This is a genomic window from Bradyrhizobium dasycarpum (assembly GCF_042019905.1).
Taxonomy (GTDB): domain Bacteria; phylum Pseudomonadota; class Alphaproteobacteria; order Rhizobiales; family Xanthobacteraceae; genus Bradyrhizobium; species Bradyrhizobium japonicum_B.
Map to the genome: position 1 here is coordinate 4,803,499 of NZ_CP169574.1, position 26,078 is coordinate 4,829,576.

General features: G+C 64.6%; 22 protein-coding genes and 1 pseudogene. 12 read left to right on the plus strand and 11 right to left on the minus strand.

The window, feature by feature from the left end; all coding sequences use genetic code 11:
* Positions 1-141 precede the first annotated feature (141 nt).
* Entirely contained in the window at positions 142-1,818 is a 1,677-nt protein-coding gene (locus tag ACETMP_RS22995) for a PAS domain-containing protein (RefSeq protein ID WP_375157985.1), read from the minus strand.
* Positions 1,819-2,325: 507 nt separating this feature from the next.
* On the opposite strand from ACETMP_RS22995, the gene ACETMP_RS23000 reads away from it, so the two are divergent.
* Positions 2,326-3,261, plus strand: coding sequence for a helix-turn-helix domain-containing protein (locus ACETMP_RS23000; protein ID WP_375157986.1), 936 nt, complete (start codon positions 2,326-2,328; stop codon positions 3,259-3,261).
* Positions 3,262-3,299: 38 nt separating this feature from the next.
* Here ACETMP_RS23000 and ACETMP_RS23005 read toward each other — a convergent pair whose 3' ends face one another.
* Complete coding sequence (locus ACETMP_RS23005) at positions 3,300-4,181, minus strand: HpcH/HpaI aldolase/citrate lyase family protein (protein ID WP_375157987.1); 882 nt, start codon at positions 4,179-4,181, stop codon at positions 3,300-3,302.
* 110 nt (positions 4,182-4,291) lie between these two features.
* Between ACETMP_RS23005 and ACETMP_RS23010 the strand changes: the two genes are divergently transcribed.
* Positions 4,292-4,936, plus strand: a complete 645-nt coding sequence (locus ACETMP_RS23010) for a carbonic anhydrase (RefSeq protein ID WP_375157988.1) — start codon at positions 4,292-4,294, stop codon at positions 4,934-4,936.
* Between the two features lie 127 nt (positions 4,937-5,063).
* On the opposite strand, the gene ACETMP_RS23015 is transcribed toward ACETMP_RS23010, so the two are convergent.
* Positions 5,064-6,098, minus strand: coding sequence for an aspartate-semialdehyde dehydrogenase (locus ACETMP_RS23015; protein ID WP_375157989.1), 1,035 nt, complete (start codon positions 6,096-6,098; stop codon positions 5,064-5,066).
* 116 nt (positions 6,099-6,214) lie between these two features.
* On the opposite strand from ACETMP_RS23015, the gene ACETMP_RS23020 reads away from it, so the two are divergent.
* Together ACETMP_RS23020 and ACETMP_RS23025 are read left to right on the plus strand one after the other, a co-directional pair.
* On the plus strand, positions 6,215-7,000 hold the full coding sequence (locus tag ACETMP_RS23020; protein WP_375157990.1) for a hypothetical protein: 786 nt from the start codon (positions 6,215-6,217) through the stop codon (positions 6,998-7,000).
* 156 nt (positions 7,001-7,156) lie between these two features.
* A complete protein-coding gene (locus ACETMP_RS23025; protein WP_028133320.1) occupies positions 7,157-7,546 on the plus strand; it encodes a hypothetical protein in 390 nt (129 codons plus the stop codon).
* A gap of 198 nt (positions 7,547-7,744) precedes the next feature.
* Here the strand turns inward: ACETMP_RS23025 and leuB are convergent, their stop codons facing one another.
* Positions 7,745-8,857 (minus strand): 3-isopropylmalate dehydrogenase, encoded by a 1,113-nt coding sequence (leuB, locus tag ACETMP_RS23030; RefSeq protein ID WP_028133322.1) that lies wholly within the window; start codon positions 8,855-8,857, stop codon positions 7,745-7,747.
* Positions 8,858-9,102: 245 nt separating this feature from the next.
* Here leuB and ACETMP_RS23035 point away from each other — a divergent pair, with 245 nt between their 5' ends.
* The gene (locus ACETMP_RS23035) at positions 9,103-10,305 is read left to right on the plus strand and encodes a YbfB/YjiJ family MFS transporter (RefSeq protein WP_375157991.1); all 1,203 of its coding nucleotides are present in this window, start codon (positions 9,103-9,105) and stop codon (positions 10,303-10,305) included.
* Positions 10,306-10,431: 126 nt separating this feature from the next.
* Here ACETMP_RS23035 and ACETMP_RS23040 read toward each other — a convergent pair whose 3' ends face one another.
* From ACETMP_RS23040 to ACETMP_RS23055, 4 genes are all read right to left on the minus strand, one after another.
* Entirely contained in the window at positions 10,432-11,214 is a 783-nt protein-coding gene (locus tag ACETMP_RS23040; RefSeq protein WP_375157992.1) for a molybdopterin-binding protein, read from the minus strand.
* Between the two features lie 14 nt (positions 11,215-11,228).
* Positions 11,229-11,858, minus strand: a complete 630-nt coding sequence (locus tag ACETMP_RS23045) for a cytochrome b/b6 domain-containing protein (protein ID WP_375157993.1) — start codon at positions 11,856-11,858, stop codon at positions 11,229-11,231.
* 183 nt (positions 11,859-12,041) lie between these two features.
* Positions 12,042-12,596 (minus strand): fasciclin domain-containing protein, encoded by a 555-nt coding sequence (locus ACETMP_RS23050; protein WP_375157994.1) that lies wholly within the window; start codon positions 12,594-12,596, stop codon positions 12,042-12,044.
* Positions 12,597-12,987: 391 nt separating this feature from the next.
* A complete protein-coding gene (locus ACETMP_RS23055; RefSeq protein WP_375157995.1) occupies positions 12,988-13,749 on the minus strand; it encodes an SDR family oxidoreductase in 762 nt (253 codons plus the stop codon).
* Positions 13,750-13,835: 86 nt separating this feature from the next.
* Here ACETMP_RS23055 and ACETMP_RS23060 point away from each other — a divergent pair, with 86 nt between their 5' ends.
* Positions 13,836-15,365, plus strand: coding sequence for a malonyl-CoA synthase (locus ACETMP_RS23060; protein ID WP_375157996.1), 1,530 nt, complete (start codon positions 13,836-13,838; stop codon positions 15,363-15,365).
* 119 nt (positions 15,366-15,484) lie between these two features.
* On the opposite strand, the gene ACETMP_RS23065 is transcribed toward ACETMP_RS23060, so the two are convergent.
* On the minus strand, positions 15,485-16,345 hold the full coding sequence (locus ACETMP_RS23065; RefSeq protein WP_375157997.1) for a sulfite exporter TauE/SafE family protein: 861 nt from the start codon (positions 16,343-16,345) through the stop codon (positions 15,485-15,487).
* A 476-nt stretch (positions 16,346-16,821) separates the two neighbouring features.
* Between ACETMP_RS23065 and sdhC the strand changes: the two genes are divergently transcribed.
* The 4 genes from sdhC to ACETMP_RS23085 all read left to right on the plus strand — a co-directional run bounded on the left by sdhC (position 16,822) and on the right by ACETMP_RS23085 (position 20,362).
* The gene (sdhC, locus tag ACETMP_RS23070; RefSeq protein ID WP_028133330.1) at positions 16,822-17,220 is read left to right on the plus strand and encodes a succinate dehydrogenase, cytochrome b556 subunit; all 399 of its coding nucleotides are present in this window, start codon (positions 16,822-16,824) and stop codon (positions 17,218-17,220) included.
* Positions 17,217-17,633 (plus strand): succinate dehydrogenase, hydrophobic membrane anchor protein, encoded by a 417-nt coding sequence (gene sdhD, locus ACETMP_RS23075; RefSeq protein ID WP_257179235.1) that lies wholly within the window; start codon positions 17,217-17,219, stop codon positions 17,631-17,633. The genes sdhC and sdhD overlap by 4 nt, the downstream gene beginning before the upstream one ends.
* Positions 17,634-17,637: 4 nt before the next feature.
* Positions 17,638-19,473: a succinate dehydrogenase flavoprotein subunit gene (sdhA, locus tag ACETMP_RS23080; protein ID WP_375157998.1), complete on the plus strand. Its 1,836-nt coding sequence runs from the start codon at positions 17,638-17,640 to the stop codon at positions 19,471-19,473.
* 106 nt (positions 19,474-19,579) lie between these two features.
* Positions 19,580-20,362: a succinate dehydrogenase iron-sulfur subunit gene (locus ACETMP_RS23085; protein ID WP_375157999.1), complete on the plus strand. Its 783-nt coding sequence runs from the start codon at positions 19,580-19,582 to the stop codon at positions 20,360-20,362.
* A 46-nt stretch (positions 20,363-20,408) separates the two neighbouring features.
* Here the strand turns inward: ACETMP_RS23085 and ACETMP_RS23090 are convergent, their stop codons facing one another.
* Both ACETMP_RS23090 and ACETMP_RS23095 read right to left on the minus strand, forming a co-directional pair.
* A complete protein-coding gene (locus ACETMP_RS23090) occupies positions 20,409-21,089 on the minus strand; it encodes a GAF domain-containing protein (RefSeq protein WP_375158000.1) in 681 nt (226 codons plus the stop codon).
* Positions 21,086-21,547 carry an excisionase family DNA-binding protein gene (locus ACETMP_RS23095; protein WP_375158001.1) on the minus strand — a complete coding sequence of 154 codons (462 nt, stop codon included), beginning with the start codon at positions 21,545-21,547 and terminating at the stop codon, positions 21,086-21,088. The genes ACETMP_RS23090 and ACETMP_RS23095 overlap by 4 nt, the downstream gene beginning before the upstream one ends.
* Before the next feature lie 417 nt (positions 21,548-21,964).
* Here ACETMP_RS23095 and ACETMP_RS23100 point away from each other — a divergent pair.
* Positions 21,965-23,579 (plus strand): annotated as a pseudogene (locus ACETMP_RS23100) (GMC family oxidoreductase).
* A 325-nt stretch (positions 23,580-23,904) separates the two neighbouring features.
* Positions 23,905-26,070, plus strand: coding sequence for an ATP-binding protein (locus tag ACETMP_RS23105; protein WP_375158002.1), 2,166 nt, complete (start codon positions 23,905-23,907; stop codon positions 26,068-26,070).
* The last annotated feature ends 8 nt before the right edge of the window (positions 26,071-26,078 follow it).

The following is a 26,078-nucleotide window of genomic DNA, read 5'->3' on the forward strand; positions in this document are numbered from 1 at the left end:
CGCGCGATATCGGAAGCGTTATTTAAGCGACGCAAATTTACCGAAGCAACCTCCCGGATTGTGTGATCTAAATCACAGGAATGCGGCCGCACCAGGCATCGGCAGCCGCAACCTGCATCGTGGATGTCCGTGGCGGCTTGATCAAGCCCGCGCTGCCATCGCGGCGGCTTCCGCCGCAGCGCGCTGCATGCTGGTCGACATCTCGTTCGTCACGGTGCTCTGCTCTTCGATCGCCGCGGCCGTCGACGTCACGTATTCGCTGACATTGTTGATGGCCTGCTTGATCGCGCTGAGCGCGCTGACGACGTCGCCGGAGATGCCGTTGAGGCTGCCGATCTCCGCGCCGATCTTGTCGGTGGCCTGCTTGGCCTGGTTGGCGAGGCTCTTGACCTCCGAGGCGACCACCGCGAAGCCGCGGCCGGCCTCGCCCGCACGGGCCGATTCGATCGTGGCGTTGAGCGCGAGCAGGTTGATCTGTCCGGTGATGTTGTTGATCAGCTCGACGATGCCGCTCATCGCCTGCGCGGCTTCCGTGAGGCGCTGCGCCTGCGCGTCCGCGGTGGCGACCTGATCCACCGCGCTCATCGCGGTCTCGCGCGATTTGGTCATCGCCTCGGAGATCTCCCGCACCGAGGCGTTCAGCTCCTCCGAACCCGCCGCGACCGATTCCATCATGCCGCGCACCCGCTCGTTGCCCATGCGGACCAGCACCTGCCTGGTGACGTCGGTGGCGTATTTGACGACCTTGAACGGCTTGCCGTTGAGATCCATGATCGGATTGTAGGAGGCCTGGATGTAGACCTCCTTGCCGCCCTTGCCGATCCGCTTGTATTCCGCCGCCTGGTATTCGCCGCGGTTGAGCGCCGCCCAGAACTCGCGATAGGCGCTGCTGTCGCGCTCGCCGGGCTCGACGAACATGCTGTGATGATGGCCCTTGATCTCGGCCAGCGAATAGCCGAGCGCGCCGAGGAAGTTGGCGTTCGCGGTGATGATCGTGCCGTCCATGTTGAACTCGATCACGGCCTGGGCCTTGTCGATCGCCGCGATCTGGCCGGCGAGATCGGCGTTCTTCAGCTTCTCCGCGGTCACGTCGGTCGCGAACTTGACGACGCCAAAGGGCTTGCCGGTCTCGTCGAGCAGCGGGTTGTAGGAGGCGAGGATCCAGATCTCGCGGCCGCCCTTGCCGATGCGCTTGAACTCGCCGGACTGGTAGTCGCCGCGGTTAAGCTTGGCCCAGAACTCGCGATAGGCGGCGCCGTTGCGCTCGGCCTCGGCGACGAACATGCCGTGGTGCTTGCCCTCGATCTCGGACAACGAATAGCCGAGCGCCTTACAGAAATTCTCGTTGGCCGTGACGATGGTACCGTCGAGCCTGAACTCGATCACGGCCTGGGCGCGGCTGATGGCGACGATCTTCGAAGCATCCGTCATGCTGCGGATCTTCTTCGCGGTGATGTCAGTCGCAATCTTGGCGACCATCACCGTCTTGCCGTTGCCGTCGAGCACCGGATTGTAGGAAGCCTCGATCCAGACCTCGCGGCCATCCTTCGCGATCCGCTTGAACTCGCGCGCCTGATACTCGCCACGGTTCAATGCAGCCCAGAACGCCTTGTACTCGGCGCTGTCGCGCTGGTCGGCCGGCACGAACATGGAATGATGCTTGCCCTGGATCTCGTCGAGCCGATAGCCGAGGGCGTCGAGGAAGTTCTTGTTGGCCGTGATGATCGTGCCATCAAGATTGAATTCGATCATGGCCTGCGAGCGGCCGATCGCATCAATCCGGGCTTGGGCGTCGGGGCGGGATTTACGGCCGAACATTTTGTTAGCTCCGAAATTGATGCTGTTTGCAGCGCGTGAGCTTGCAAACCGTTGCAATATTCATGGTCTGACTCGGAATCCCGTGCGGACCAACTTCGTCCGCTCCGCGACCCCGCACCATGCAGGAGGTATACGAATCGAATTATCAGAGTATTTGTCCGATCGAAGACACAATGGCCGGATTCTGCCAGTGCGATTAACCGGCCGGAGACATCCGGAGCCTTGCTGGCACGCCGAGGCCTTGAATTGCGAACGCCGGCCTAAGATCGCTATCGGTATTCGGCAACGATCTGCATCGATCAATCATCCTTCCCTGCGCGACCGGGCATATGCATGGGTCCAGACAATTTGTCGCATCCGATGCAAGTGCGCTCTCCAGGAAGACTCAGGCTGCGCCTGGCGACATCGATGCAATTTCCAATTGGTAGCGCCCGAAAAGAGATGCACTAATTTCTCTCGTCAGAGGTTTCTGATTTGGGCTCCGTTTCTTTTCTCGACCGGTATCCTTTGCTTCAGTCCCGCGACAGCGAGTTCGCGCGCGACCGCCTGTTCGCCACGTATGGCGCCGACCGCTTCGAAAAGCATGACGGTGAGTTCGGCATCCAGGCCAACTTTGCCCGCCTGCAATCGATCGGCATCGCCTTCTGCGCCTATGAAGGTGCAGCGTCGCTGTCCTTTCCCGAGTCCTCGATCCTCCGCCAGTTCTTCTCCATTCAGGGTGCTGCGGCTTTCAGGACCAAAGGACAGGGCCGGCCGATCTCGGCCTGGAGTCCGATCGTCTCCGGCGAAGCTAGGCTGGATCTCGACTTTGCGCCGGGCTACCGCCAGCTGGTGCTGAGAGTGGAAGCCGGCGCGCTCGAGCGTTTGCTGAAGGGAATGCTCGGCGACAGCAGCGACGTGGCACTGCGTTTCACGGGTGAAGCGGATCCGACGGCAATGACCCAGGTGCGTCAGGACGTCTTCAAGTTTGTCGAGGAGCTGGAAAAATTCGGACAGGATTACTCGCCCATCGCCATCGCCGAGCTCGAGCGGGCGCTGATGGTTCGAATCCTTCTGGCGCACCAGCACAACTTCACCGACCGGCTGCTGCGCCCGGCACCGGGCGCCAACCGATCCGTCGTCGACATCGTGGAAGCCTATATCGAGGCGCATTGGGACGAACCTCTCGACCTGGAGAAGATCGCGAGGATTGCCAATGTCAGCGTGCGGACGATTTTCCGCGAGTTCTCCGATACCGGACGGGGATCACCCGGCCGGTGCGCGAGACGCTTCCGGCTGCAGCGGGCCGCGGAGTTGTTGCGGCGGCCCGACGAGCAGACCAGCGTCGTTGCCGTGGCGTTCAGATGCGGCTTCCAGAATCTCGGCCGCTTCGCCTCGGAATATCGGCAAGCCGTCGGCGAGCTGCCGTCCGAAACTCTGAGGAACGCGCGAAGACGGCAGTGACGCGGCGAGGCTGCCGCTGAATTCGCAGCGAAGCCGCCTCAACCCCTCCCCATCGCAGCGATCGCGTCCGCGATGGCGATCGTGCGCCTCGCCATGTCGGCATGCAGGCGCTCCACCATCGCGCCATCGAGGCGGATCGCCCCGCGCGAGGCGTTCTCCGGCAGCTCGAACGCCGCGATGATCTTTCGCGCGCGCGCGACCTCCTCCGCGGGCGGGGTGAAGATCGCGTTGCAGGCGTCGATCTGCGAAGGATGGATCAGCGTCTTGCCGTCGAAGCCGAGATCGCGCGCTTGCGCACATTCGGTGGCGAAGCCGTCGGGGTTGGCGATGTCGCTGTAGGGGCCGTCGAGGATCTCGAGGCCATGGGCGCGCGTCGCCAGGATGCAATGCGTGATCATCGGAAGCATCGCGGCGCGGCCGGGCAGCATCCTGATCCGCGTCTCGCGCGAGATGTCGTTGGGGCCGAACACGAAGCCGGCGAGACGCCGCGACGGATCGCGCCCGGCCTCGGCCAGCTCCTCCGCATGCAGCACGGCGCGCGCGGTTTCGATCATGGCCCAGACCTTCACCGTCGGCGCGGCGCCAAGCTCGGTGAGGCGGAGGCCGATCGTGTCGAGATCCTCGATGCTTGAAACTTTTGGAACCAGGATGCCGTCAGGCGAGGCCTTGGCGGCCATGGCGGCGTCATCGGCCCACCAGGGCGTGTCGAGGCCGTTGGTCCGGATCAGGATCTCGCGCTTGCCAAAGCCCTTGGCTGCGATCGCGGCGGCGATGCCGTCGCGCGCCACTGCCTTGGCGTCGGGGGCAACGGAATCTTCCAGGTCCAGGATCAGACCGTCGGCGGCAAGATTGCGCGCCTTTTCCAGCGCACGGGGATTGGAGCCGGGCATGAACAGATGGCTGCGGCGCGGGCGGGTCATGCGAGCGTTCCTTCCGGTTTCCTCGAACCTATTCTGGCGGAGCCGATAGCATTTGGCCTGCTCATTCGAAAGGCTTGTTCGCCCCAGCGGTATATGATTAGGCATAGGCCATGATGACATTCCCGAAGCATTTGCTGGAAGGCTACAAGGCCTTCGCCACCCAGCGGCTGCCGACCGAGCAGAGCCGCTATCGCGAGTTGTCGCTGAAGGGGCAGTTCCCGGAAGTGATGGTGATCGGCTGCTGCGACAGCCGCGTCTCGCCCGAAGTGATCTTCGACGTCGGGCCGGGCGAATTGTTCGTGGTCCGCAACATCGCCAACCTGGTGCCGGTGTATCAGCCCGACGGCACCGCCCACGGCGTCTCGGCGGCGCTGGAATATGCGGTGACGGTGCTGAAGGTGAAGCACATCGTCATCCTCGGCCACGCGCAATGCGGCGGCATCCGCGCCTTCGTCGACAAGATCGAGCCGCTGACGCCGGGCGACTTCATCGGCAAATGGATGCAGATGTTCATCAAGCCCGGCGAGGTGGTGGAGCAGCGCGACCACGAAACCATGGCGCAATTCGTCGAGCGGATCGAGAAGGCCGCAGTGTTCCGCAGCCTGGAAAACCTGATGACCTTCCCGTTCGTGCGCAAGGCCGTGGAGTCAGGCCAGATGCAGACCCACGGCGCCTATTTCGGCGTCGCGGAGGGATCGCTGTTCGTGCTGGACAAGGTCGCGAAGGAATTTCGGAACGCGCGCAGCGTGGCTTGATCTCGTAGGGGTGGGTTAGCCGAAGGCGTAACCCACCACTTCTGTCACCGCGGAAACTGAAGAGGTGGGTTACGCCGAGCGACTGCGCTTCGCGCAGCCGCGCCGCTAACCCACCCTAGATTCTTTCTCAGGCCGCCTTCTTCTTGGCGCTGATCAGCTTGCGGTTGATCAGCACTTCCGCGATCTGGATCGCGTTGAGGGCCGCGCCCTTGCGCAGATTGTCGGACACGCACCACAGCACGAGGCCGTTCTCCACCGTGGCGTCCTCGCGGATGCGGCTGATATAGGTCGCGTCCTCGCCGGCCGCCTCATACGGCGTGGCGTAGCCGCCGGGCTCCTGCTTGTCGATGACGAGGCAGCCGGGCGCCTTGCGCAGGATCTCGCGGGCTTCGTCGGCGCTGATCGGATTCTCGAACTCGATGTTGACGGCCTCGGAATGGCCGACGAACACCGGCACGCGCACGCAGGTGGCGGTGAGCTTGATCCTGGGATCGAGGATCTTCTTGGTCTCCGCCATCATCTTCCACTCTTCCTTGGTGTAGCCGTCCTCCATGAAGACGTCGATCTGGGGGATGATGTTGAAGGCGATGCGCGCGGGAAACTTCTTATTGACGATCTCGCTGTTGGTGTAGACGGCCTTGGTCTGCGAGAACAATTCGTCCATCGCGTCCTTGCCGGCGCCCGAGACCGATTGATAGGTCGAGACCACGACGCGCTTGATGGTCGCCTTGTCGTGCAGCGGCTTGAGCGCCACGACGAGCTGCGCGGTCGAGCAGTTCGGGTTGGCGATGATGTTCTTCTTCTTGAAGCCTTCGGTCGCGGCCGCATTGACCTCAGGCACGATCAGCGGCACGTCCGGATCCATGCGCCAGGCCGAGGAATTGTCGATCACCACAGCGCCGGCTGCGCCGATCTTCGGCGACCATTCCTTCGAGACCGCTCCGCCCGCCGACATCAGGCAGATGTCGACGTCGGAGAAGTCGTAATGCTCGAGCGCTTTGACCTTCAGGGTGCGGTCGCCATAGGAGACCTCGACGCCCATGCTGCGGCGTGAGGCCAGGGCCACGACCTCGTCCGCGGGGAATTTGCGCTCATCCAGGATGTTGAGCATTTCCCGTCCGACATTGCCGGTCGCGCCGACGATTGCGACTTTGTAACCCATCGTTCACTCTCCGGTGAAAAAGCCCGTTCCCGAAGCTGACGCTTAAACGGGAAGAGCAGCGCTTCTATGCGAGAACCGGCCTCAAGACAACGTGGGACCATGCCGGAAGGCCGTGGATGCAGTCGCCCGAGGCCAGCACGGCCGCAATCTCGACCCGGACCAGCCTCCATCTGGCATTGGCAGCCTTCGCCGATGAGGTCGTCGGCACGCTGGCGCGGCTGATCGCTTATGTGGGGGCGCTCGCGCTCTTTGCCATCCTTGGCCTTGCGGCGCTCGGCCAGCTGCCCGATCTGCGCGGCGATGAGTTGATGCCGAAACCCAGCTGGAGCGTGGCCGACCGCTCGCATCCGGCCTTCGCCCTCAGCCGGCTTGATTCGTCAGAGAAAACAGCTTCTTACACCATCCTTCGGCATCCCGAAGGCGGCCGCCGCGACGTCATGCGCTGGACCGGCGCGACGGACAAGGTGCTGGCCGCGCTCGAGATTTACCGGGAGGGCGGCGAATTCGACGTGACCCGTCCGGCAACCATGGACCTTGCTGTCCAGATGGGCCTGACCGCGGTGAGCCCGCTCGAGCAGGCCGGCCTGATCGAGACGAAATTCGGCCCCGTGGCGCTGTTCCGGCCGACCGGCGCGGCGCAATCATGCCTCGGCTACCTCAAGCGCAGCGAGGAGCCGGCCTTGCAGATCTCCGGCTTCTCCTGCCAGGGAGACACCCTGCCCGCCCAACGCGCCGCCATCGCCTGCACGCTGAACCGGCTGACGCTGTTGACCTCCGGCAACGAGCCGAAGCTGGCGGACCTGTTCGCCCAGGCCGAGCTGAAGCGCCGTGCTTGCGAGCTCCAGGGCTCGCCAGACTGGCTGCTGGGCGCCGCGAATGCGCAATTGCGCGGGGCGCTTTGAGCGGCATCAAGTCCAAGTGGCTGGTATTGATGCAACTTTTGCCGGCGCCCACGATTATTCCGCGCCGGTGTGACCCAATAGACCTAGTTGCGCTGACCCCGGCCGGGCTAGTATGGGGTGAAATCGACTGGCGGTGCGCCGCTTGAAGGGGACGTGATGAGCTCGAAATTCTCTGCCAAATTGGCGACCTTGTTTGCTGCGGGCGCCGTGATTGCGATGTCCTCTGCCGTGTTCCTGGCGACGCCGGCCTCGGCCGACAACAAGACCAAGCGCTATGACGAGCGCGGCCGCCACTATTACGGCCCGAGCGGCCCCAACGCGGTCTACCAGCAGGGCCGCACCCGCATCTATGTCAGCAAGCGCTCCTGGCTCGACGGCGGCACCGAGGTCAATCCGGGCGACCGCAAGTACAGCGACTATGCCTTCCCGCCGGCGGTGGGCTATCCGTCCTTCGCCCGCGAGAATCTCAACCGTCCGATCGACCGCCAGCCGCTCTCGCCGCCGCAGGATGTCGGCGGCTATCCGCAGAATTTCCCGCTGTACTGAGCGACGGATCTTTCTCGAATCAAAATGGCCGGGCGAGAGCCCGGCCATTTTGTTCTTCTCGCACCGTCATTCCGGGATGGTCCGAAGGACCAGACCTCAGGTGCGCAATGGCGCACCGGGGAATCTCGAGATTCTCAGGTGCGCAAAGGCGCACCGGAGTTCGGCTCTTCGAGCCGCCCCCGGAATGACGATGCCGCCCTAGGCGTGCAGCTTCTGCAATTCCTTCAGGATCGCTTCGCCCATCTGCGTGGTGGAGGCGGCCGTGGTGCCCTCCGACTTGATGTCGGCGGTGCGCAGGCCGCTGGCCAGCACGGCGGCGATCGCGGCATCGACCTTGTCGGCGAGCGCGCCCATGTCGAAGGAATAACGCAGCGCCATGCCGAAGGATGAGATCATCGCAATGGGATTGGCGAGGCCTTGGCCTGCGATGTCAGGCGCCGAGCCGTGCACGGGCTCGTACAGCGCCTTGCGCTTCTTGGTCTTCACATCCACTTCGCCGAGCGAAGCCGAGGGCAGCATGCCGAGCGAGCCCGTCAGCATCGCCGCGATGTCGGACAGCATGTCGCCGAACAGATTGTCGGTGACGATGACGTCGAACTGCTTCGGCCACTTCACCAGCATCATGCCGCCGGAATCGGCGAGCTGGTGCTCAAGCGTGACATCGGGATATTCGCGCTTGTGGACGGCCGTCATGACCTCGTTCCAGAGCACGCCCGACTTCATGACGTTGCGCTTCTCCATCGACGTCACCTTGTTCTTGCGCTTCCTGGCAAGCTCGAAGGCGACGCGGCCGATGCGCTCGATCTCATAGGTGTCGTAGACCTGGGTATCGATGGCGCGCTTCTGGCCGTTGCCGAGATCGGTGATGGTCTTGGGCTCGCCGAAATAGACGCCGCCGGTGAGCTCGCGCACGATCATGATGTCGAGACCCTCGACCGCCTCGCGCTTCAGGCTGGAGGCATCGGCCAGCGCCGGATAGCACACCGCGGGGCGGAGGTTGGCGAATAACGCCAGATCCTTGCGCAGGCGAAGCAGGCCGGCCTCGGGGCGCACCTCGTAAGGCACGGCATCCCACTTGGGACCGCCGACCGCGCCGAAGATCACGGCGTCGGCGTCCTTGGCCTTGGCCATGTCGCCCTCGGAGATCGACACCTTGTGCGCGTCATAGGCGGAGCCGCCGACGAGGCCGGTGTCGGTCTCGAAGCTGGCGATCCCGGCCGAATTGAGCCAGTCGATCAGCCGCTTCACCTCGCCCATCACCTCGGGGCCGATACCGTCGCCGGGAAGCAGCAGCAGTTTGTGGGTCGCCATGGTCGTGTCCTTTTCGATCCCTCTCGTCATTCCGGGGCACGAGCAAAGCGAGCGAGCCCGGAATCCATCAGGCCACAGCGCAGGCGGGGAAATGGATTCCGGGGCTCGCGCTGCGCGCGCCCCGGAATGACGGATGGGCCGGAGTGCTAAAGCGGCGTTGCGCGCTTGGCAAGACACCATTGCCGGGGTGCGGCTGTGCAAGGCGGGCGGGGCCTGCCACACTGCGATACGCCGGAGTACCCCCCTTGCACGCACCCGACCGCGCCCCGCCCTACGCGCATCCCGCGCGGCTGATCCTGACGCTGTCGCTGGCCGCCACCGTCGGGCTCGGCATCGGCCGCTTCGCTTATGCGCTGGTGCTGCCCGACATGCGGGAGGACCTCGGCTGGTCCTACTCGGCGGCCGGATTCATGAACACCATCAACGCCGTCGGCTATCTCGTGGGCGCGCTTGCAGCGTCCCGGCTGATCCAGCGCGTCGGCTGGGCGGCGGCCATCCGTGGCGGAACCCTCGCCTGCGCTGCCGCGCTCGCGACCTGCGCGCTGACGGAGAATTTCGTCGCGCTGAGCCTGGCGCGGCTCGTGCTGGGCCTCGGGGCCGCGGCCGGTTTCGTCGCCGGCGGCGCGCTCGCCGCCACCATCGCCCAGACACAGCCCGCGCGGGCCAATTTCCTGCTCAGCCTGTTCTATGCCGGACCAGGCATCGGCATTCTGTCCTCAGGGCTGATCGCCCCGTTCACGCTGCAATATTTCGGGCCGGGCTCGTGGTGGATCGTGTGGTGGGCGCTGACGCTGCTTTCAGTCGCGATGACGATCCCGCTGTTTCTGATCCGGATCGAGAGCGATGTCCGCTTCTCGGACGGCGGTCAGGCCTCGTTCGCGATCCTGCCCGTGCTGATCTACCTCGCCAGCTATTTCCTGTTCGGCGCCGGCTACATCGCCTACATGACCTTCATGATCGCCTATGTGCGCGACGGCGGCGGCGGGGCCGCGGCGCAGGCGGGTTTCTGGGGCCTCATTGGCCTCAGCGCCTTCGTCACGCCCTGGGCCTGGCGCGGCGTGCTGGCGCTCGATCGCGGCGGGCTCGCCACCGCCATCATCCTCGGCACCAACGCACTGGGTGCCGCCTTGCCGATGCTCGGGCACTCGCCGGCATGGCTCGCGGTCTCGGCGATCGTGTTCGGCGTCGCCTTCTTCGCCGTGGTCGGTTCGACCACCGCCTTCGTGCGCTTCAACTATCCGCCAAAGGTGTGGCCGACCGCGATCGCGGCAATGACGATCTCGTTCGGCGTTGGCCAGACGCTGGGGCCGATCGTTGTCGGCGCGATCACGGATGCGCTGGGAAGCCTGAGCTACGCGCTCAACGTGTCGGCGGCGCTGCTGGCGCTCGGGGCGGTGCTGTCGCTGTGCCAAAGGAAGTTGGGACCCGCCAAGCAACCGGTGCCGTAGGGTGGATTAGCGAAGCGTGATCCACCAACTTCGTTCGCCGAGCGCTGAAGCATGGTGGATTACGCCAAGCGACTGCGCTTCGCACAGCCGCTCGGCTAATCCACCCTACGGCCACGGAGTTCGAGGCTAGCTCCCGCTGAACGAATTGTAGCCCTGGTCTTCCCAATAGCCGCCTTTGTAATCGTTGGTGACTTCCATCGAGACCACGTATTTCGGGTTCTTGAAGCCGAGCTTGGTCGGCACGCGGATCTTCATGGGAAAGCCGTAGGCGCGCGGCAAGATCTCGTTGGCATACTTGAATGTCATCTGGGTCTGCGGATGCAGGGCGCTGCGCATGTCGAGCGGCGAGTTGTAGCCGTCCTTGTCGGCGCACTGGAACCAGACGTACTGAGCACGCGTGTCGGCGCCGATCAGCTTTAGGAAATCGCGCAAGGGCGTTCCGGTCCAGCTGCCGATCGCGCTCCAGCCCTCGACGCAGATGTGCCGGGTGATCTGCGTGACCTGCGGCAGCTTGTGGAGCTCGTCCAGCGTCCACGACTTCTTGTTGTCGACGAGGCCGCGCACCTCGAGCTTCCAGTCGGGGCCATCGATATCGGGCGCGTCGTCGAGATCGTAATAGGCGTTGAACGGGAACGGCTTCGTGATCGCGCTCTCGGGGAAGGTCGGCGCCAGCGCGTCGGGATTGAACATCCAGGCCTGCACGGCGTCGTTGAACTTCGAGACCTTCGCCAGCATGGTCTCGGCCGAGGACGAGTCGATCACGTCGCAGCCGGTGAGCAGCGTCAGCGCACCCAGGCTGGCACCGCCCGCGATGAAGCGGCGGCGGGCGAGGTCAGGCATGGTCTTGATAGAGTCCTTGATCAGGAGCCGCTTGTCGACGCCGGGGATGAGGAACGGACGCTTGGCCATGACGGATCTCCTGATTAGCGACCGATGATCATCGCGCGCAGACTCTTCGGCACCAGCAGCGCAAGCAAGACGTGAACGACCAGGAATGCGCAGATCGCGGCCATGCAGAAGAAGTGGACGTAGCGCGCGGCCGGATAATCGCCGAACAGCATAACGAGATAATAGAGCTGCACCGGCTTCCAGATCGCAAGCCCCGACAGCACGATCAGCACGCCGACCACGAGGATGCCGGCATAGAGCAGCCGCTGCACGTAATTGTAGACGGTGAGATCGTCATGGCCGAGCTTGAAGGTCAGGGCGGCCCTGACGTCGCGGAGCACGCCTGACGCCGTGATCGGGAACAGTTTCTTGCGGAAGCGGCCGGTAACGAAGCCGGTGACGAGGTAAGCGAGGCCGTTGATCATCAGCAGCCACATCGCCGCGAAATGCCAGAGCAGGCCGCCGCCGAGCCAGCCGCCGAGCGTGTATTCGCGCGGGAAGCGGAAGTCGAACAGCGGCGAGGCGTTGTAGATCTGCCAGCCCGACAGGATCATCAGGATCATGGCAAGGGCGTTGATCCAATGCATGACCCGGACCCAGGCCGGCTGGATCACTTTGGCCGGGGTGTCTCCGACCTTCTCGTCGGTGATTGTGAGGCTCGCCATGATGGTTCCGTCCTGAACGTCCGTGCGACAGCAATTATACGCCGGTATTTCGCTTTTCGTTACGCCCTGCCGGCCATCGAATCGATGCCGCCGGGCTATTGTGGTCACAAAAAAGCGAGCCGGGTATCCCCGGCTCGCGGTCTGAACCATCCTTGTTCGGGGATGAAACAGGATCGTCTGGTGTTACGTCGCCGGCATCAGCACGGTGTCGACCACATGGATCACGCCGTTCGACTGGTTGACGTTGGAGATCGTCACCATCGAGGTGCCGCCCTTGGCATCGACGATCCAGACCTTGCCGTCCATCTTCTTGACCGTCAGCTCCTCGCCCTCGGCCGTCTTCAGCTTCTTGCCGTCAGAGAGGTCGGCGGCCGCGAGCTTGCCCGGCACGACGTGATAGGTGAGGATCTTGGTCAGCGTCGCCTTGTTCTCGGGCTTGACGAGGTTGTCGACGGTGCCGGCCGGCAGCTTGCTGAAGGCGGCGTTGGTCGGCGCGAACACCGTGAACGGTCCCTTGCCTTCCAGTGTCGGCACCAGGCCCGCGGCCTTCACCGCCGCCACCAGCGTGGTGTGATCCTTCGAGTTGACCGCGTTCTGGACGATGTTCTTCGAGGGGAACATCGCGGCGCCGCCGACCATGACGGTCTTCTCCTCGGCGCTCACGGGCGCGACGACGGTCGCGGTGATCGCCAGGGCGCTGAAGGCGGCGGCAGCGAGATAGGCAATGCGTTTCGACATGGAGAATCTCCCGATTGAATTGGTGCCGGCGATGGCCGGCGTTGAGTTGGGGCAACAACGGCGCCTGCGACAATCGCGGGTGATGCAGCAGTGCCGTCGTTGCACCGAACTACGGGAGGGCTTGGGTTGCGGTTTCGGGGAAAAATTCTTTGTGATGCGTGAAACTATCGGCGGGAATGTTCGTGGGGGCGAACATGCACCTCTCACGCACCGCTGTCGTCCCCGACAAGCGAAGCGCAGATCCGGGACCCATAACCACAGGGAGATGTCGTGACACGAGATGGCCACTCCGAGTCTTCGCCAAACCACTCCCTGTGGTTATGGGTCCCGGGTTCGCGACTTCGTCGCGCCCCGGGACGACGAGGGGAGATTGCGGCGAGTTCTACCCACCTCAATCCCTGTTGTTCGGCGTCTGGATGAAGCCGCGATTGTGCGTCGGGCTGATCAGCACTTCGTTGATGCAAACGCGCGCCGGCATGCTCGCGATGAACGCGATGGTGCGGCCGAGGTCTTCAGGCTGCAGCATCTTCGCCTGCTCCTCCTTGCTCGGCACCACCGGACGCAGCTCCAGGATCGGCGTCGCGACCTCGCCCGGCATCAGGCAACAGGCGCGCAGGCCGTTGACGCATTCGTCCATGTTGAAGGAATGGGTCAGCGCCAGCACCGCATGCTTGGTGGTGGTGTAGGCCGGGCCCGGCATTTTCGAGACGTGACGGCCGGCCCAGGACGAGACGTTGATGATCGCGCCGTCCTGCTGCTTGCGCATCGTCGGCAGCACGGCGCGCATGCAATAGAGTACGCCGTTGAGATTGACCTGGACCAGCTTGTCCCAGCCCTCCAGCTCCATGTCCTTCCAGCTGCGCTTGGGAACATTGATGCCGGCATTGTTCACGAGCAGGTCGATGCGGCCGTGCCTTGCGACGATCCGGTCGGCCGCCTTCTGGGCATCGGCCGCGTTGGCGACGTCGAGTGCAATGGCCTCGGCGGCTCCGCCCGCCTCGATGATCTTCGCCACCACGGCATCCAGGGCCGACTGTCGGCGGCCCGAGACCACCACCGTCCAGCCGTCGGCCGCCAACGCCGCCGCGCCGGCCTCTCCGATCCCGCTGCCACCGCCCGTGACCCAGGCCACGCGTTTCCCAACTCTGGTCATGCAAACTGTCTCCGTTGCTTCTGCGGGGCGGTTTTTGCTAATCCAGCCCTCGGTTTTGACCGGCCTCTGCCGGCGAGGAATGTTGCATGAACCCAGCTGCCAACGCCAACCTGTTTTCCCGCCTGTTCGACGGCCTCGACGATCCCAAGCGCCTCGCGATCGAGACGCATGACGGGGGCCACATCAGCTATGGCGAACTGATCGCGCGGGCAGGGCAGATGGCGAACGTGCTGGTCGCGCGCGGGGTGAAGCCTGGGGACCGCGTCGCGGTGCAGGTCGAAAAATCCGTCGCCAATATCGTGCTGTATCTCGGCACGGTGCGGGCCGGCGCGGTGTATCTGCCGCTCAACACCGCTTATACGCTGAACGAGCTCGACTATTTCATCGGCGACGCCGAGCCCTCGCTGGTGGTGTGCGATCCCGCCAAGGCCGAAGGCCTCGCCCCGATCGCCGCCAAGGTGAACGCCAGGGTCGAGACGCTCGGCCCCGACGGCAAGGGTTCGCTGACCGAGGCTGCCGACAAGGCTGGCAGCGACTTCACCACGGTGCCGCGGGCGAACGACGATCTCGCCGCGATCCTCTACACCTCGGGCACCACCGGCCGCTCCAAGGGCGCGATGCTGAGCCACGACAATCTCGCCTCGAACTCGCTCTCGCTGGTCGACTATTGGCGCTTCACCGACAAGGACGTCCTGATCCACGCCCTGCCGATCTATCACACCCATGGGCTGTTCGTGGCGACCAACGTGACGCTGTTCGCGCGGGCGTCGATGATCTTCCTGCCGAAGCTCGATCCGGACCTCATCATCAAGCTGATGGCACGCGCCACGGTGCTGATGGGCGTGCCGACCTTCTACACGCGGCTGCTGCAGAATCCGGCGCTGTCGCACGAGACGACCAAGCACATGCGGCTGTTCATCTCGGGCTCGGCGCCGCTGCTGGCCGAGACCCATCGCGAATGGTCGGCGCGCACCGGGCACGCGGTGCTCGAGCGCTACGGCATGACCGAGACCAACATGAACACGTCGAACCCTTATGACGGCGAACGGGTGCCCGGCGCGGTGGGCTTTCCGTTGCCGGGCGTCGCGGTGCGCGTCACCGATCCCGAAACGGGGAAAGAATTGCCGCGTGACGAGATCGGCATGATCGAGGTGAAGGGGCCGAACGTCTTCAGGGGCTATTGGCGCATGCCGGAGAAGACCAAGGCCGAATTCCGCCCCGACGGCTTCTTCATCACCGGCGATCTCGGCAAGATCGACGCCAAGGGCTACGTCCACATTCTCGGTCGCGGCAAGGATCTCGTCATCTCCGGCGGCTTCAACGTCTACCCCAAGGAGATCGAGAGCGAGATCGACGCCATGCCCGGCGTGATCGAGTCCGCCGTGATCGGCGTGCCGCATGCCGATTTCGGCGAGGGCGTCACCGCGGTCCTGGTGCGCCAGCCCGGCGCCAGCATCGACGAAGCCGCGGTCCTGAAGGGGCTGGACGGACGCCTCGCCAAGTTCAAGATGCCCAAGCGCGTCTTCGTCGTCGACGAGCTGCCGCGCAATACCATGGGCAAGGTGCAGAAGAACATCTTGCGCGAGACCTACAAGGATATTTACGCGAAGAAGTGAGGGGGACTCGCTCTCGCTTTTGTCATTGCGAGGAGCCCTTGCGACGAAGCAATCCAGACTGCCTCCGCGGAAGGATCTGGATTGCTTGGCTGCGCTCGCAATGACGGAGGGTGTGACGGCTACAGCCCGCCCACCAGACTCAGCGCAAACCTGCTGCCGACGATGAACAGATAGCACCCGAACGCCACTTCCAGCCTGCGCTTCGACATCGCATGCGCCGCCCTCACGCCCAGCGGCGCGGTGACGAGACTCATCGGCATCACCAGCACGGCGCCGAGCAGCGAGACGTAACCGAGCGCGAAGGGAACTTGCAGGGCTGCGACGGCCGGATAGGTCGCGGCCGCCGGCCAGCCGGCATAGGCGTAGCCGATCGCGCCGGGAATCGAGATCAGCACCGCGAGCGCCGATGAGGTCGCAACCGCCTGATGGATCGGGCGGCCGTAAAAGGTCATCAGCAGGTTCGAAAACAGCCCGCCGCCGATGCCCATCAGCGTCGAGAGAATGCCGACGCAAAAGCCATAGGCACGCATCAACGGCCCCTCCGGCAGATCCTCGCCGAACCTCCAGCCTTCGCGCGCGAAGATGAGGCGCGCCGCCGCGGAATAGGCGACGGCAACGAAAACGATCTTGAACAAGCGCTCCGGCGCGTAGCGCGCGATCACGGCGCCGGCGACGACGCCGATCACGATCGGCAGCCACCACGTGCGCAGGATCGTCATGTCGACCGCGCCGCGCCTGTAATGCGCCTGGAACGAACGGATCGAGGTCGGGATGATCACCGCGAGCGAGGTGCCGACGCAGAGCGGCATGCGCACCTCGAGCGGCACGCCGGCGATGCGGAAGCATTCGTAGAACACCGGCACCAAAATCGCGCCGCCGCCGATGCCGAACACGCCGGCCAGGAATCCCGAAAGCGCGCCGGTTGCGATCAGCAACAGCGCGAGCTCGACAAGCTCCTTGATATCGAGACCTGCGATCACTCCTGATCTGCCCCGGCGACCTCGTCGCAGCGGCTCGGTTCGGAGGCTGCATCCGGGAGCATTAGGCGATCTGATTCCCGCGGTCGACCCGCCGGGCTTGCCGGCTGGGGTGGAATGCAGGGGGCGCATATCCAGAACGGATCGCGCGGAGGACGCAGAATGGCACGAGCCTGCGGGCGGCGCCTTGGGCGTCCGGGTTTGAACGGCAGGGCCGATTAGATGCGTTCCAATAGTAATTTCAACGAACCTCGCTCCGCCCGCAACAAGTGGATGGATATTCATTATTTCGTTGGCGGACGCATGCGCTGGTATACCAAGACCCTGATTGGCCCTGCATCATCAAGGCTCTAGAGCTGAACGAAGGTTCGATTTATGGCGATTTGGTGATTGCGCGGGCCAGATCGACTCCGTAAATAGAGCCGACCTTTCCGATCCCCGCGCGCCCCCTGTTGGGCCGCAATACAACATCAAAGCCCATGACCGCACGGATCGAACGACCGCTCTCGCCACACATGCAAGTCTACCGCTGGACGCTGACGATGGCGCTGTCCATCGTGCATCGCGCCACCGGCATCGCCCTTTACGTCGGAACGCTGCTGCTGGTCTGGTGGCTGGTCGCGGCGGCCTCCGGCCCGGCCGCCTATGCCCATGTCCAGGCCTTCGCCGGCAGCATCATCGGCCGGCTGATCGTGTTCGGCTACACCTGGGCGCTGATGCACCACATGCTCAGCGGTATCAGGCATTTCGTCTGGGATCTCGGCTACGGCTTCAAGGCCAATGAGCGGGAGGCGCTGACCTGGGGCGCGCTGATCGGCGGCATCGCGCTGACCGTGCTGGTCTGGATCATCGCCTATGCGATCGGAGGCGGACGATGAGCTTCGACGAATCCCACGGCTCTCCGAAGCGCCCCTCGATGCGGACCCCGCTCGGCCGCGTCCGCAATCTCGGCGCAGCGCATTCCGGCACCTCCGATTTCTGGCGCCAGCGCATCACCGGCGTCGCCATGACGCTGCTGATGATCCCGGTCCTGGTCATCATCATGATGCTGCTCGGCCGCAACCAGGTCGGCGCGGCGCAGATCCTCAGCTCGATTCCCGTCGCGGTGATCCTGCTGCTGTTCATCTTCGCCAGCACCTGGCACATGAAGATCGGCATGCAGGTGGTGATCGAGGACTACGTCCATAACGAGAAGCTGAAGCTCATCTCGATCATGCTCAACAACTTCTTCTCGGTCGCCGTGGCGCTCGCCTCGACCTACGCGATCCTGAAACTTTCCTCGGGAGTGTAAACCCATGGCCAATACAACGAATGGCTCGGGCAACGGCGCTCCCGCCACCAACGGCAAAGCCTATCCGATCGAAGACCATACCTACGACGTCGTCGTGGTCGGCGCCGGCGGCGCGGGCCTGCGCGCCGTCGTCGGCTGCAGCGAGGCCGGCCTGCGCACCGCCTGCATCACCAAGGTGTTCCCGACCCGCTCGCACACCGTCGCAGCGCAGGGCGGCATCTCCGCCTCGCTCGGCAACATGCACAAGGACGACTGGCGCTGGCACATGTACGACACCGTGAAGGGGTCGGACTGGCTGGGGGACCAGGACGCGATCGAATACATGGTGCGCAATGCGCCCGCGGCGGTCTACGAACTCGAGCATTGGGGCGTGCCGTTCTCGCGCACCGAGGACGGCAAGATCTATCAGCGTCCGTTCGGCGGCATGACCATGGACTTCGGCAAGGGCCAGGCGCAGCGCACCTGCGCCGCCGCCGACCGTACCGGCCACGCCATGCTGCACACGATGTACGGCCAGTCGCTGCGCCATGCGGCCGAGTTCTTCATCGAGTTCTTCGCCATCGACCTGATCATGGACGACCAGGGCGCCTGCCGCGGCGTGATCGCGCTCAAGCTCGACGACGGCACGCTGCATCGCTTCCGCGCCCAGACTACGATCCTGGCCACCGGCGGCTATGGCCGCGTCTACGCCTCGTGCACCTCGGCTCATACCTGCACCGGCGACGGCGGCGGCATGGTGCTGCGTGCCGGCCTGCCGCTCCAGGACATGGAGTTCGTCCAGTTCCATCCGACCGGCATCTACGGCGCGGGCTGCCTCGTCACCGAAGGCGCGCGCGGCGAAGGCGGCTACCTCGTCAATTCCGAGGGCGAGCGCTTCATGGAGCGCTACGCGCCGTCGGCCAAGGATCTCGCCTCGCGCGACGTCGTCTCGCGCGCGATGACCATCGAGATCCGCGAGGGACGCGGCGTCGGCAAGAAGAAGGACCACATCTTCCTGCATCTCGACCATCTCGATCCCGCGGTGCTGGCCGAGCGGCTGCCCGGCATCTCCGAGTCCGCAAAGATCTTCGCCAATGTCGACGTGACGCGCGAGCCGATCCCGATCGTGCCGACCACGCACTACAACATGGGCGGCATTCCCACCAACTACCACGGCGAAGTGCTGACCAAGCGGGACGGCGACGACAATGCCGTGGTCCCCGGCCTGATGGCGCTGGGCGAAGCCGCCTGCGTCTCCGTGCATGGCGCCAACCGGCTCGGCTCCAACTCGCTGATCGACCTCGTCGTGTTCGGCCGCGCCGCGGCGCTGCGCTGCGCCGCGAAGCTGACGCCCAACGCCGAGCAACCGGAACTGCCGGCGAACTCGGCGGAGAAGGCGCTCAGCCGTCTCGATCATTACCGCTACGCCTCCGGCGGCACCCCGACCGCGAAGCTGCGCGAAGGCATGCAGCACGTGATGCAGAACAATTGCGCGGTGTTCCGCACCGGCGAAGTGCTGAGCGAAGGCCAGAACCTGATCGCGAAGGTCCACAGCGGCATCACCGACATCGCGGTGTCCGATCGCTCGCTGGTGTGGAATTCCGACCTCGTCGAGACGCTGGAGTTCGACAACCTGATCGCGCAGGCGGTGGTGACCATGAACTCGGCCGCCAACCGCACCGAGAGCCGTGGCGCGCATGCCCGCGAGGACTTCTCCGAGCGCGACGACAAGAACTGGATGAAGCACACGCTGGCCTGGCTCGACGATGCCGGCAAGGTCAAGATCGACTACCGTCCGGTTCACGACTACACCATGACCAACGACGTGCAGTACATCCCGCCGAAGGCGCGTGTGTACTGAGCGAACATCAGCCGTCATTCCGGAGCGATGCGCAGTATCGAATCCGGAATCTCGAGATCCGGGTCTGGTCCTTCGGACCATCCCGGAATGACGAAAGGTTAGAGCAATGGTAGAATTCGCACTTCCGAAGAACTCCAAGATCACCGGCGGCAAGACCTGGCCGAAGCCCCCGGGCGCGACCGAGCTTCGCGAATTTCGTGTCTATCGCTGGAATCCGGACGACGGCAAGAATCCGAGCGTCGACACCTATTACGTCGACACCAACGATTGCGGTCCGATGGTGCTGGACGGCCTGATCTGGATCAAGAACCACATCGATCCGTCGCTGACCTTCCGCCGCTCCTGCCGCGAAGGCGTCTGCGGCTCCTGCGCCATGAACATCGACGGCCAGAACACGCTGGCCTGCACCCGCTCGATGCACGACGTCAAGGACGGCGCGGTGAAGGTCAATCCGCTGCCGCACCAGCCGGTGGTGAAGGACCTCGTCCCCGACCTCACCAATTTCTACGCGCAATACGCCTCGATCGAGCCGTGGCTGAAGACGACCTCGCCGACGCCGCAGAAGGAGTGGCGCCAGAGCCACGAGGACCGCGAGAAGCTCGACGGCCTCTACGAATGCATCCTCTGCGCCTGCTGCTCGACCTCGTGCCCGAGCTATTGGTGGAACAGCGAACGCTATCTCGGCCCCGCCGCGCTGCTCCAGGCCAATCGCTGGGTGTCCGATTCGCGGGACGAGGCGACCGGCGAGCGGCTCGACAATCTCGAGGATCCGTTCCGGCTCTATCGCTGCCACACCATCATGAACTGCGCCAAGGCCTGTCCGAAGGGACTCAATCCCGCCGAAGCCATCGCCGAGCTCAAGCTCAAGATGGTCGAGCGCCAGGTCTGACGGGCCGTGTTGCGTGACACCCGCCGGGGTGTCACGCGGTGTCTCGTCACGCAGTGCCCTGCCGAGCATCGCGCTTGTTGTCGGATCGGGCTTGCGCACTCGGCTTCGAAATCCCGGGCTCGGCCGCCCGGCGCAATTGGCGGTCGGTGACGCGCAGCTTGATCTCGTCTGAAGCGAGCGCGGCGAGACTGGCGAGGATCTGCTTCTGGATGTCGTCGAGCGTGCGCGGCCTCGTGTCGATCACGCAGAGTGATCCGAGCGTGAAGCCATCGGGATCCACCACCGGGCACCCCGCGTAGAACCGAAACCCAAGTTCTCCCGACACGGCCGGATTCTCGGTGAAGCGCGGATCGGTCGCGAGGTTCTCCGCGACCATGATATCCTTCTCCAGAATGGTGTAATTGCAGAACGCCCAGCCGCGGGGCGTATCGGCCATGTCGAGCCCGTAACGCGACTTGAACCATTGCCGGGTCGGGGTGAGCAGCGTCAGCAATGCGACGGGAGCGTCGAGGCTATGTGCGGCCAACCAGGTCAGACGATCAAAGGCATCCTCCGGCGGCGTGTCGACCAGGCCGGAGCGTTCGAGCGCCACGAGGCGCTGGCCCTCATTGGCCGGAAACGGAAAGGATGGCGGCGCGTCGAACGGGACGAGAGGCTCCACTGCGCCCCGGATTGCCGCCTCGACCGCCTCCGGTAGCGCTTCCAATCCATCGATGAAACGCGTCATTCCCATATCTGCCGAAGAGCGGCCGACGACGAGAATCTGGGTGGCTCCAAGGGCCGGATCAGATCGCAAGCTCTCCAGCAGAGCCAACCTGCCGGCGTCCGATGGTTCAGCTTCGATGACAACCGCCGACGGCAGCCGGGAGCCGATCCCGAGCAGCGCCGCATAGACGTCGGTATAGCGCTCGACGACGCAGTATTTGACCTTCGCAAGCGCCCTTGCGTAGTCGGCGATGCGTTCGGACGCGCAATCACGACCACCCGCGCGGAAGCCGTCATCGGCTGAGCGGGGCCGGTGATCTGCGCAAGGACGTCCCGGCGGTAGACGCGTCGATGGCCGCCCGGAGTTTTCCAAGAGGGGATCGTCCCGCCTTCGATCAGAAGCTGCGCCGTGCGGATCGAGACCCCCAAAATCTTGGCAGCCTCCGCCGTCGTCAGGATGTCCTTGTCCATCGCGCCCATCTCTGCCCTCGGCCGTTTGCCGGCCGGGCCTGTCCCCTCCTCACAATGTCGTGCTTCCGGCTCCGTTGACAAGGGGCATTCCTTCTATTTTGATAGATTTGATGATAATGATAGATTTGATAAATCTGATAGGATGGCTGCGCGCTCTCTGGCAGATGCGCCGCGCCCACCCTCATCCCCTCAGAAGGAGCAAGCCATGGCCTGACAGCCCAATCCCCCATCCGTCCCGCAAAGCCGGGAAATCGTCCTCGCACGACCGAACCCGTGCCTCGGCCAAACACGGGCGTCAGCTGCGGGACAGGCGCGATCCATGACCGCCTTCTCCATCCCAGCTGACAACTGACCCTCCTTCCCTTCCTCACCAGCGTTCGCCCGGAAGCTCCCTTTCGGCCGCACGCAACTGCCTGGAGTGACCTCATGAACGACGTCCTGCCGTCCGACCTTTCCGAGTTTGCCGACCGCGCTGCTGCCAACCAGCGCCAGCTCAATGAGACTCTTCGCCGCAGTTACGACTTCATCGTCTGCGGCGCCGGCAGCTCGGGCTCCGTGGTTGCCCGCCGCCTCGCGGAAAATCCGTCCGTCGCTGTGCTGCTGATCGAAGCCGGGGGCAGCGATGAGGTGCCGACCGTCATGGACCCGGCGGCATGGCCCGGCAACCTCGGCAGCGCGACCGATTGGGGTTTTGTCGCTGAGCCAAATCCGCATCTGAACGGGCGCGCCCTTCCGATGTCGATGGGCAAGGTCGTCGGCGGCGGTTCGAGCATCAACGTGATGCTGTGGGCGCGCGGTCACCGCAGCGATTGGGATTTCTTCGCCGAGCAAAGCGGCGACGAGAGCTGGGGTTACGATTCGGTCTCAAGGATTTTTCGGGAGATCGAGAACTGGCAGGGCACGCCCGATCCTCGTCATCGCGGCACCGGCGGCCCGGTCTTCGTGCAGCCGTCGCCCGATCCCGGGCCGGCCGCGTTGGCGATGTTGGAAGCGGCGAAGGAGATCGGCATTCCGACGTTCGAAAGCCCCAACGGCGAGATGATGGAAGGCGATGGCGGCTGCGCCATCACGGACATTCTCGTCCGCAATGGCAGGCGCAACTCCATCTTCCGGGCCTATACCTATTCTTTTCTCGATCGACCCAATCTCACGCTACTGACCGGCACGCAGGTCTCTCGCATCCTGATCGAACACGGCAGGGCCGTCGGCATCGAAGCGATACGCGACGGGCACGCCTTGCGGATCGGCGCGGCGCGGGAAGTCGTGCTCGCGCTCGGAGCGATCCAGACGCCGGCGGTGCTGATGCGCTCCGGCGTCGGCGACGAGAACGAGCTCCGAGCGCTTGATATACCCGTGGTCCAGCACCTGCCCGGCGTCGGCCAGAATCTGCAGGATCACGTCTCGTTCGGATGCATTTGGGAGTATCGCAAGCCGATCGCGCCGCGCAACACCGGTAATGCGGCGACGTTGTACTGGAAATCCCACGCCGCGCTCGAATCTCCGGACCTGCTGTTCTGCCAGGTCGAGTTTCCGGTGCCGAGCCCCGAGACGGCAGCCGGGGCGCCTGCTCATGGCTGGACGATGTTTGCAGGCCTCGCTTTGCCGAAGAGCCGAGGCCGGGTCAGGCTCCGGAACGCCGAACCCCTTGCAGCACCGCACATCGAAGCCAACATGCTGTCGCATCCTGACGATCTGGAAGACGGCGATCGCCTGTGTGGACCTCTGCCGTTCGCTCGGTAATACGAGAGCGTTCGAGCCATTGGTGGCACGCGAGTCGATGCCCGGCCCTCTTGATGCCACCGAGATGGAGCGTTTCGTGCGCGACTCCGCGGTGACTTATTGGCACCAGACATGCTCGGCGAAGATGGGGCGCGACGCGATGTCGGTGGTCGACGGCACGCTCAGGGTTTACGGCGTCGACCGGCTCCGCATTGCCGACGGCTCGGTGATGCCGCGGATCACCACCGGCAACACGATGGCGCCGTGTGTCATCATCGGAGAGAAAGCGGCCCGGTCATTGCGCGAGGCGCACGCGATCTGACCGTCTGGCCCGGCCGTGGGATGGCTCCGGGTGTAGCTTCACATCCTCGCGCAAATCTGCAGCCCTCGACCGAACAGGCGAGAGGCTGCAGCCCTCAGCGCGACTCGACTTCAGTTCCCGTCATTGTGACGCCAGCGGGATGGACAGTCCACCCAAGGACGTTGGAGTTGAATGACACACACCAACATCGGTGAAAATTTGAGCAGAATCCCTACCACCTCAGTTGCACGAGAATTGATGATATTGCAACCATTGGTTATTGCCATAAGGCGGCTTCCTTTCGGGGACGAAATTCAGCTAAGTTTCAGTCAGGGACGGAGCGACTGTGCAGAGGGCGCAACGCAACTCGCTGAGGCTGTTGCAGTGGATGATGGCGGCATCCCTGGCGCTGCCGGTTGCGCTGTTCGTGATCGCGGCCAGCATCTCCTACAGCTCGACCAGGGACGTCGCCGACCGGGAGATCGAGCGCACGCTCGACGTCGCGCATGAGCACGCGCTCAAGGTGTTCGAGACCATCGATCGCAGCCTGGCCGAGCTCAACGAGGTGGTCCGCGGCCTGTCCGACGACACCATCCGCGCGCGCGAGCCGGCGCTGCACCGCCGCCTGAAGCGGCTGACCGACGCACTGCCGCAGCTGAAATCGGCCTGGATCTTCGACGCGGACGGAAAGGCGCTGGTCAACAGCCTCGTCTCGCCGCCGCCGGAGCTGAGCTTCGCCGACCGCGACTATTTCTACGCCCATGTCGACCAGGCCATCGGCACGTTCATCGGCGCGGCGCTGACGCCGCGTCCGCCCTATCAGGGCGCGCGCTTCTTCGGGGTGAGCCGTCGCCGCGATTCCGACGACGGCCGTTTCATCGGGGTGATCCAGGCCTCGGTCCTGCCGGAATATTTCGAGAGCTTCTACGCCCGCATCGGATCGGATCCCGGCAGCTTCTTCGCGATGGGCCGCACCGACGGCGCGATGCTCACGCATTTCCCGCGGCTCGACCGCGACATCAGGCTCGATCCGACCGGACCGGTCGGCCGGGAGATCGCGGCGCGCCCCGAGCACGGCCTCATCACCATCGCCTGGCCGTCCGACGGGATCGAGCGCCGAATCGGCTACCGGCGCGTCGCGGAATATCCGATCTATGTCAGCGCCGGGCTCGAGACCTCAGCGATCCGCGCGCGCTGGCTGAGCACGATAGGCCAGCATCTGGTGTTCGGCCTTCCCGCCACCGCGCTGCTGTTTCTGCTGCTGGCGCTGGCGTTGCGGCGCACCCAGCAAATTCAGGCCGAAGCCGCCAAGCGGCGCGAGGCCGAGGAGGCGCTCAAGCACAGCCAGCGTCTGGAGGCGCTCGGACAGCTCACCGGCGGCGTCGCGCACGATTTCAACAATCTGCTGACGGTGATCCGCGCCTCCGTCGACCTGCTCAACCGGCCGCAGCTGACGGAGGAGCGGCGCCAGCGCTACATCACGGCCATTGCGGACGCGGTGGCCCGCGCGGCCAAGCTGACCTCGCAGCTGCTCGCCTTTGCGCGGCGTCAGACCCTGAAGCCGGAGGTGTTCGACGTCGGCGAACGGATGCAGTCGCTGCGCGACATGCTGGCGCCTCTGCTGGGACCGGCCATCGAGATCGCCATGCGCCTGCCCACCGAGCCCTGCCTCGTCCGTGCCGACGCCGGCCAGTTCGAGACGGCGCTGATCAACATGGCGACCAATGCGCGCGACGCCATGCAGGGCAAGGGCAGGATCACCTTCAAGGTCGAGCCCACGACCACCGTTCCGGACACGTTGGCCGGCGCGGGTGGCCAGAATTTGGGCAGCCCGACCTCAACCAACCTCGGCTTCGTCAGCGTCACCGTCAGCGACACCGGCATCGGCATTCCCGCCGCCCGATTGGGACGCATCTTCGAGCCCTTCTTCACCACCAAGCAGGTCGGTCACGGCACCGGCCTTGGCCTGTCCCAGGTGTTCGGCTTCGCCCGGCAATCCGGCGGCGAGGTGACGGTCACCAGCGAGGTGGGACACGGCAGCACCTTCTCGCTCTATCTACCGCGCGTACCGCCCGAGCTGCTGCCGCAGCGGCAGGCGCCCAACACGGCGCCGGCGGTGGCAGGCAACGGCATGTCGGTGCTGGTGGTCGAGGACAATATCGAGCTTGCCAATTTCGCCGCCGATGGCCTTACCGAGCTCGGCTACAGCATCACGCTGGTCGACAATGCAACCGATGCGCTCGCGGAGCTCGTCCTCGATGCGGACCGCTTCGACGTCGTGTTCTCGGACGTGGTGATGCCCGGAATGACCGGGCTCGATCTGGCGCAGGCCATCTGCGAGCGCGGCATCGACGTGCCGGTCGTGCTGACCACGGGCTACAGCCAGGCTCTGTCGCAAGAGGGCGCGGGCGGCTTCGATCTGGTGCAGAAGCCCTATTCGATCGAGGAATTGTCGCGCGTTCTGCATCGCGCCGCCCGGATCCGGCGGGTCAGGGACGGTGCCGCCGAATAGACCGCTCC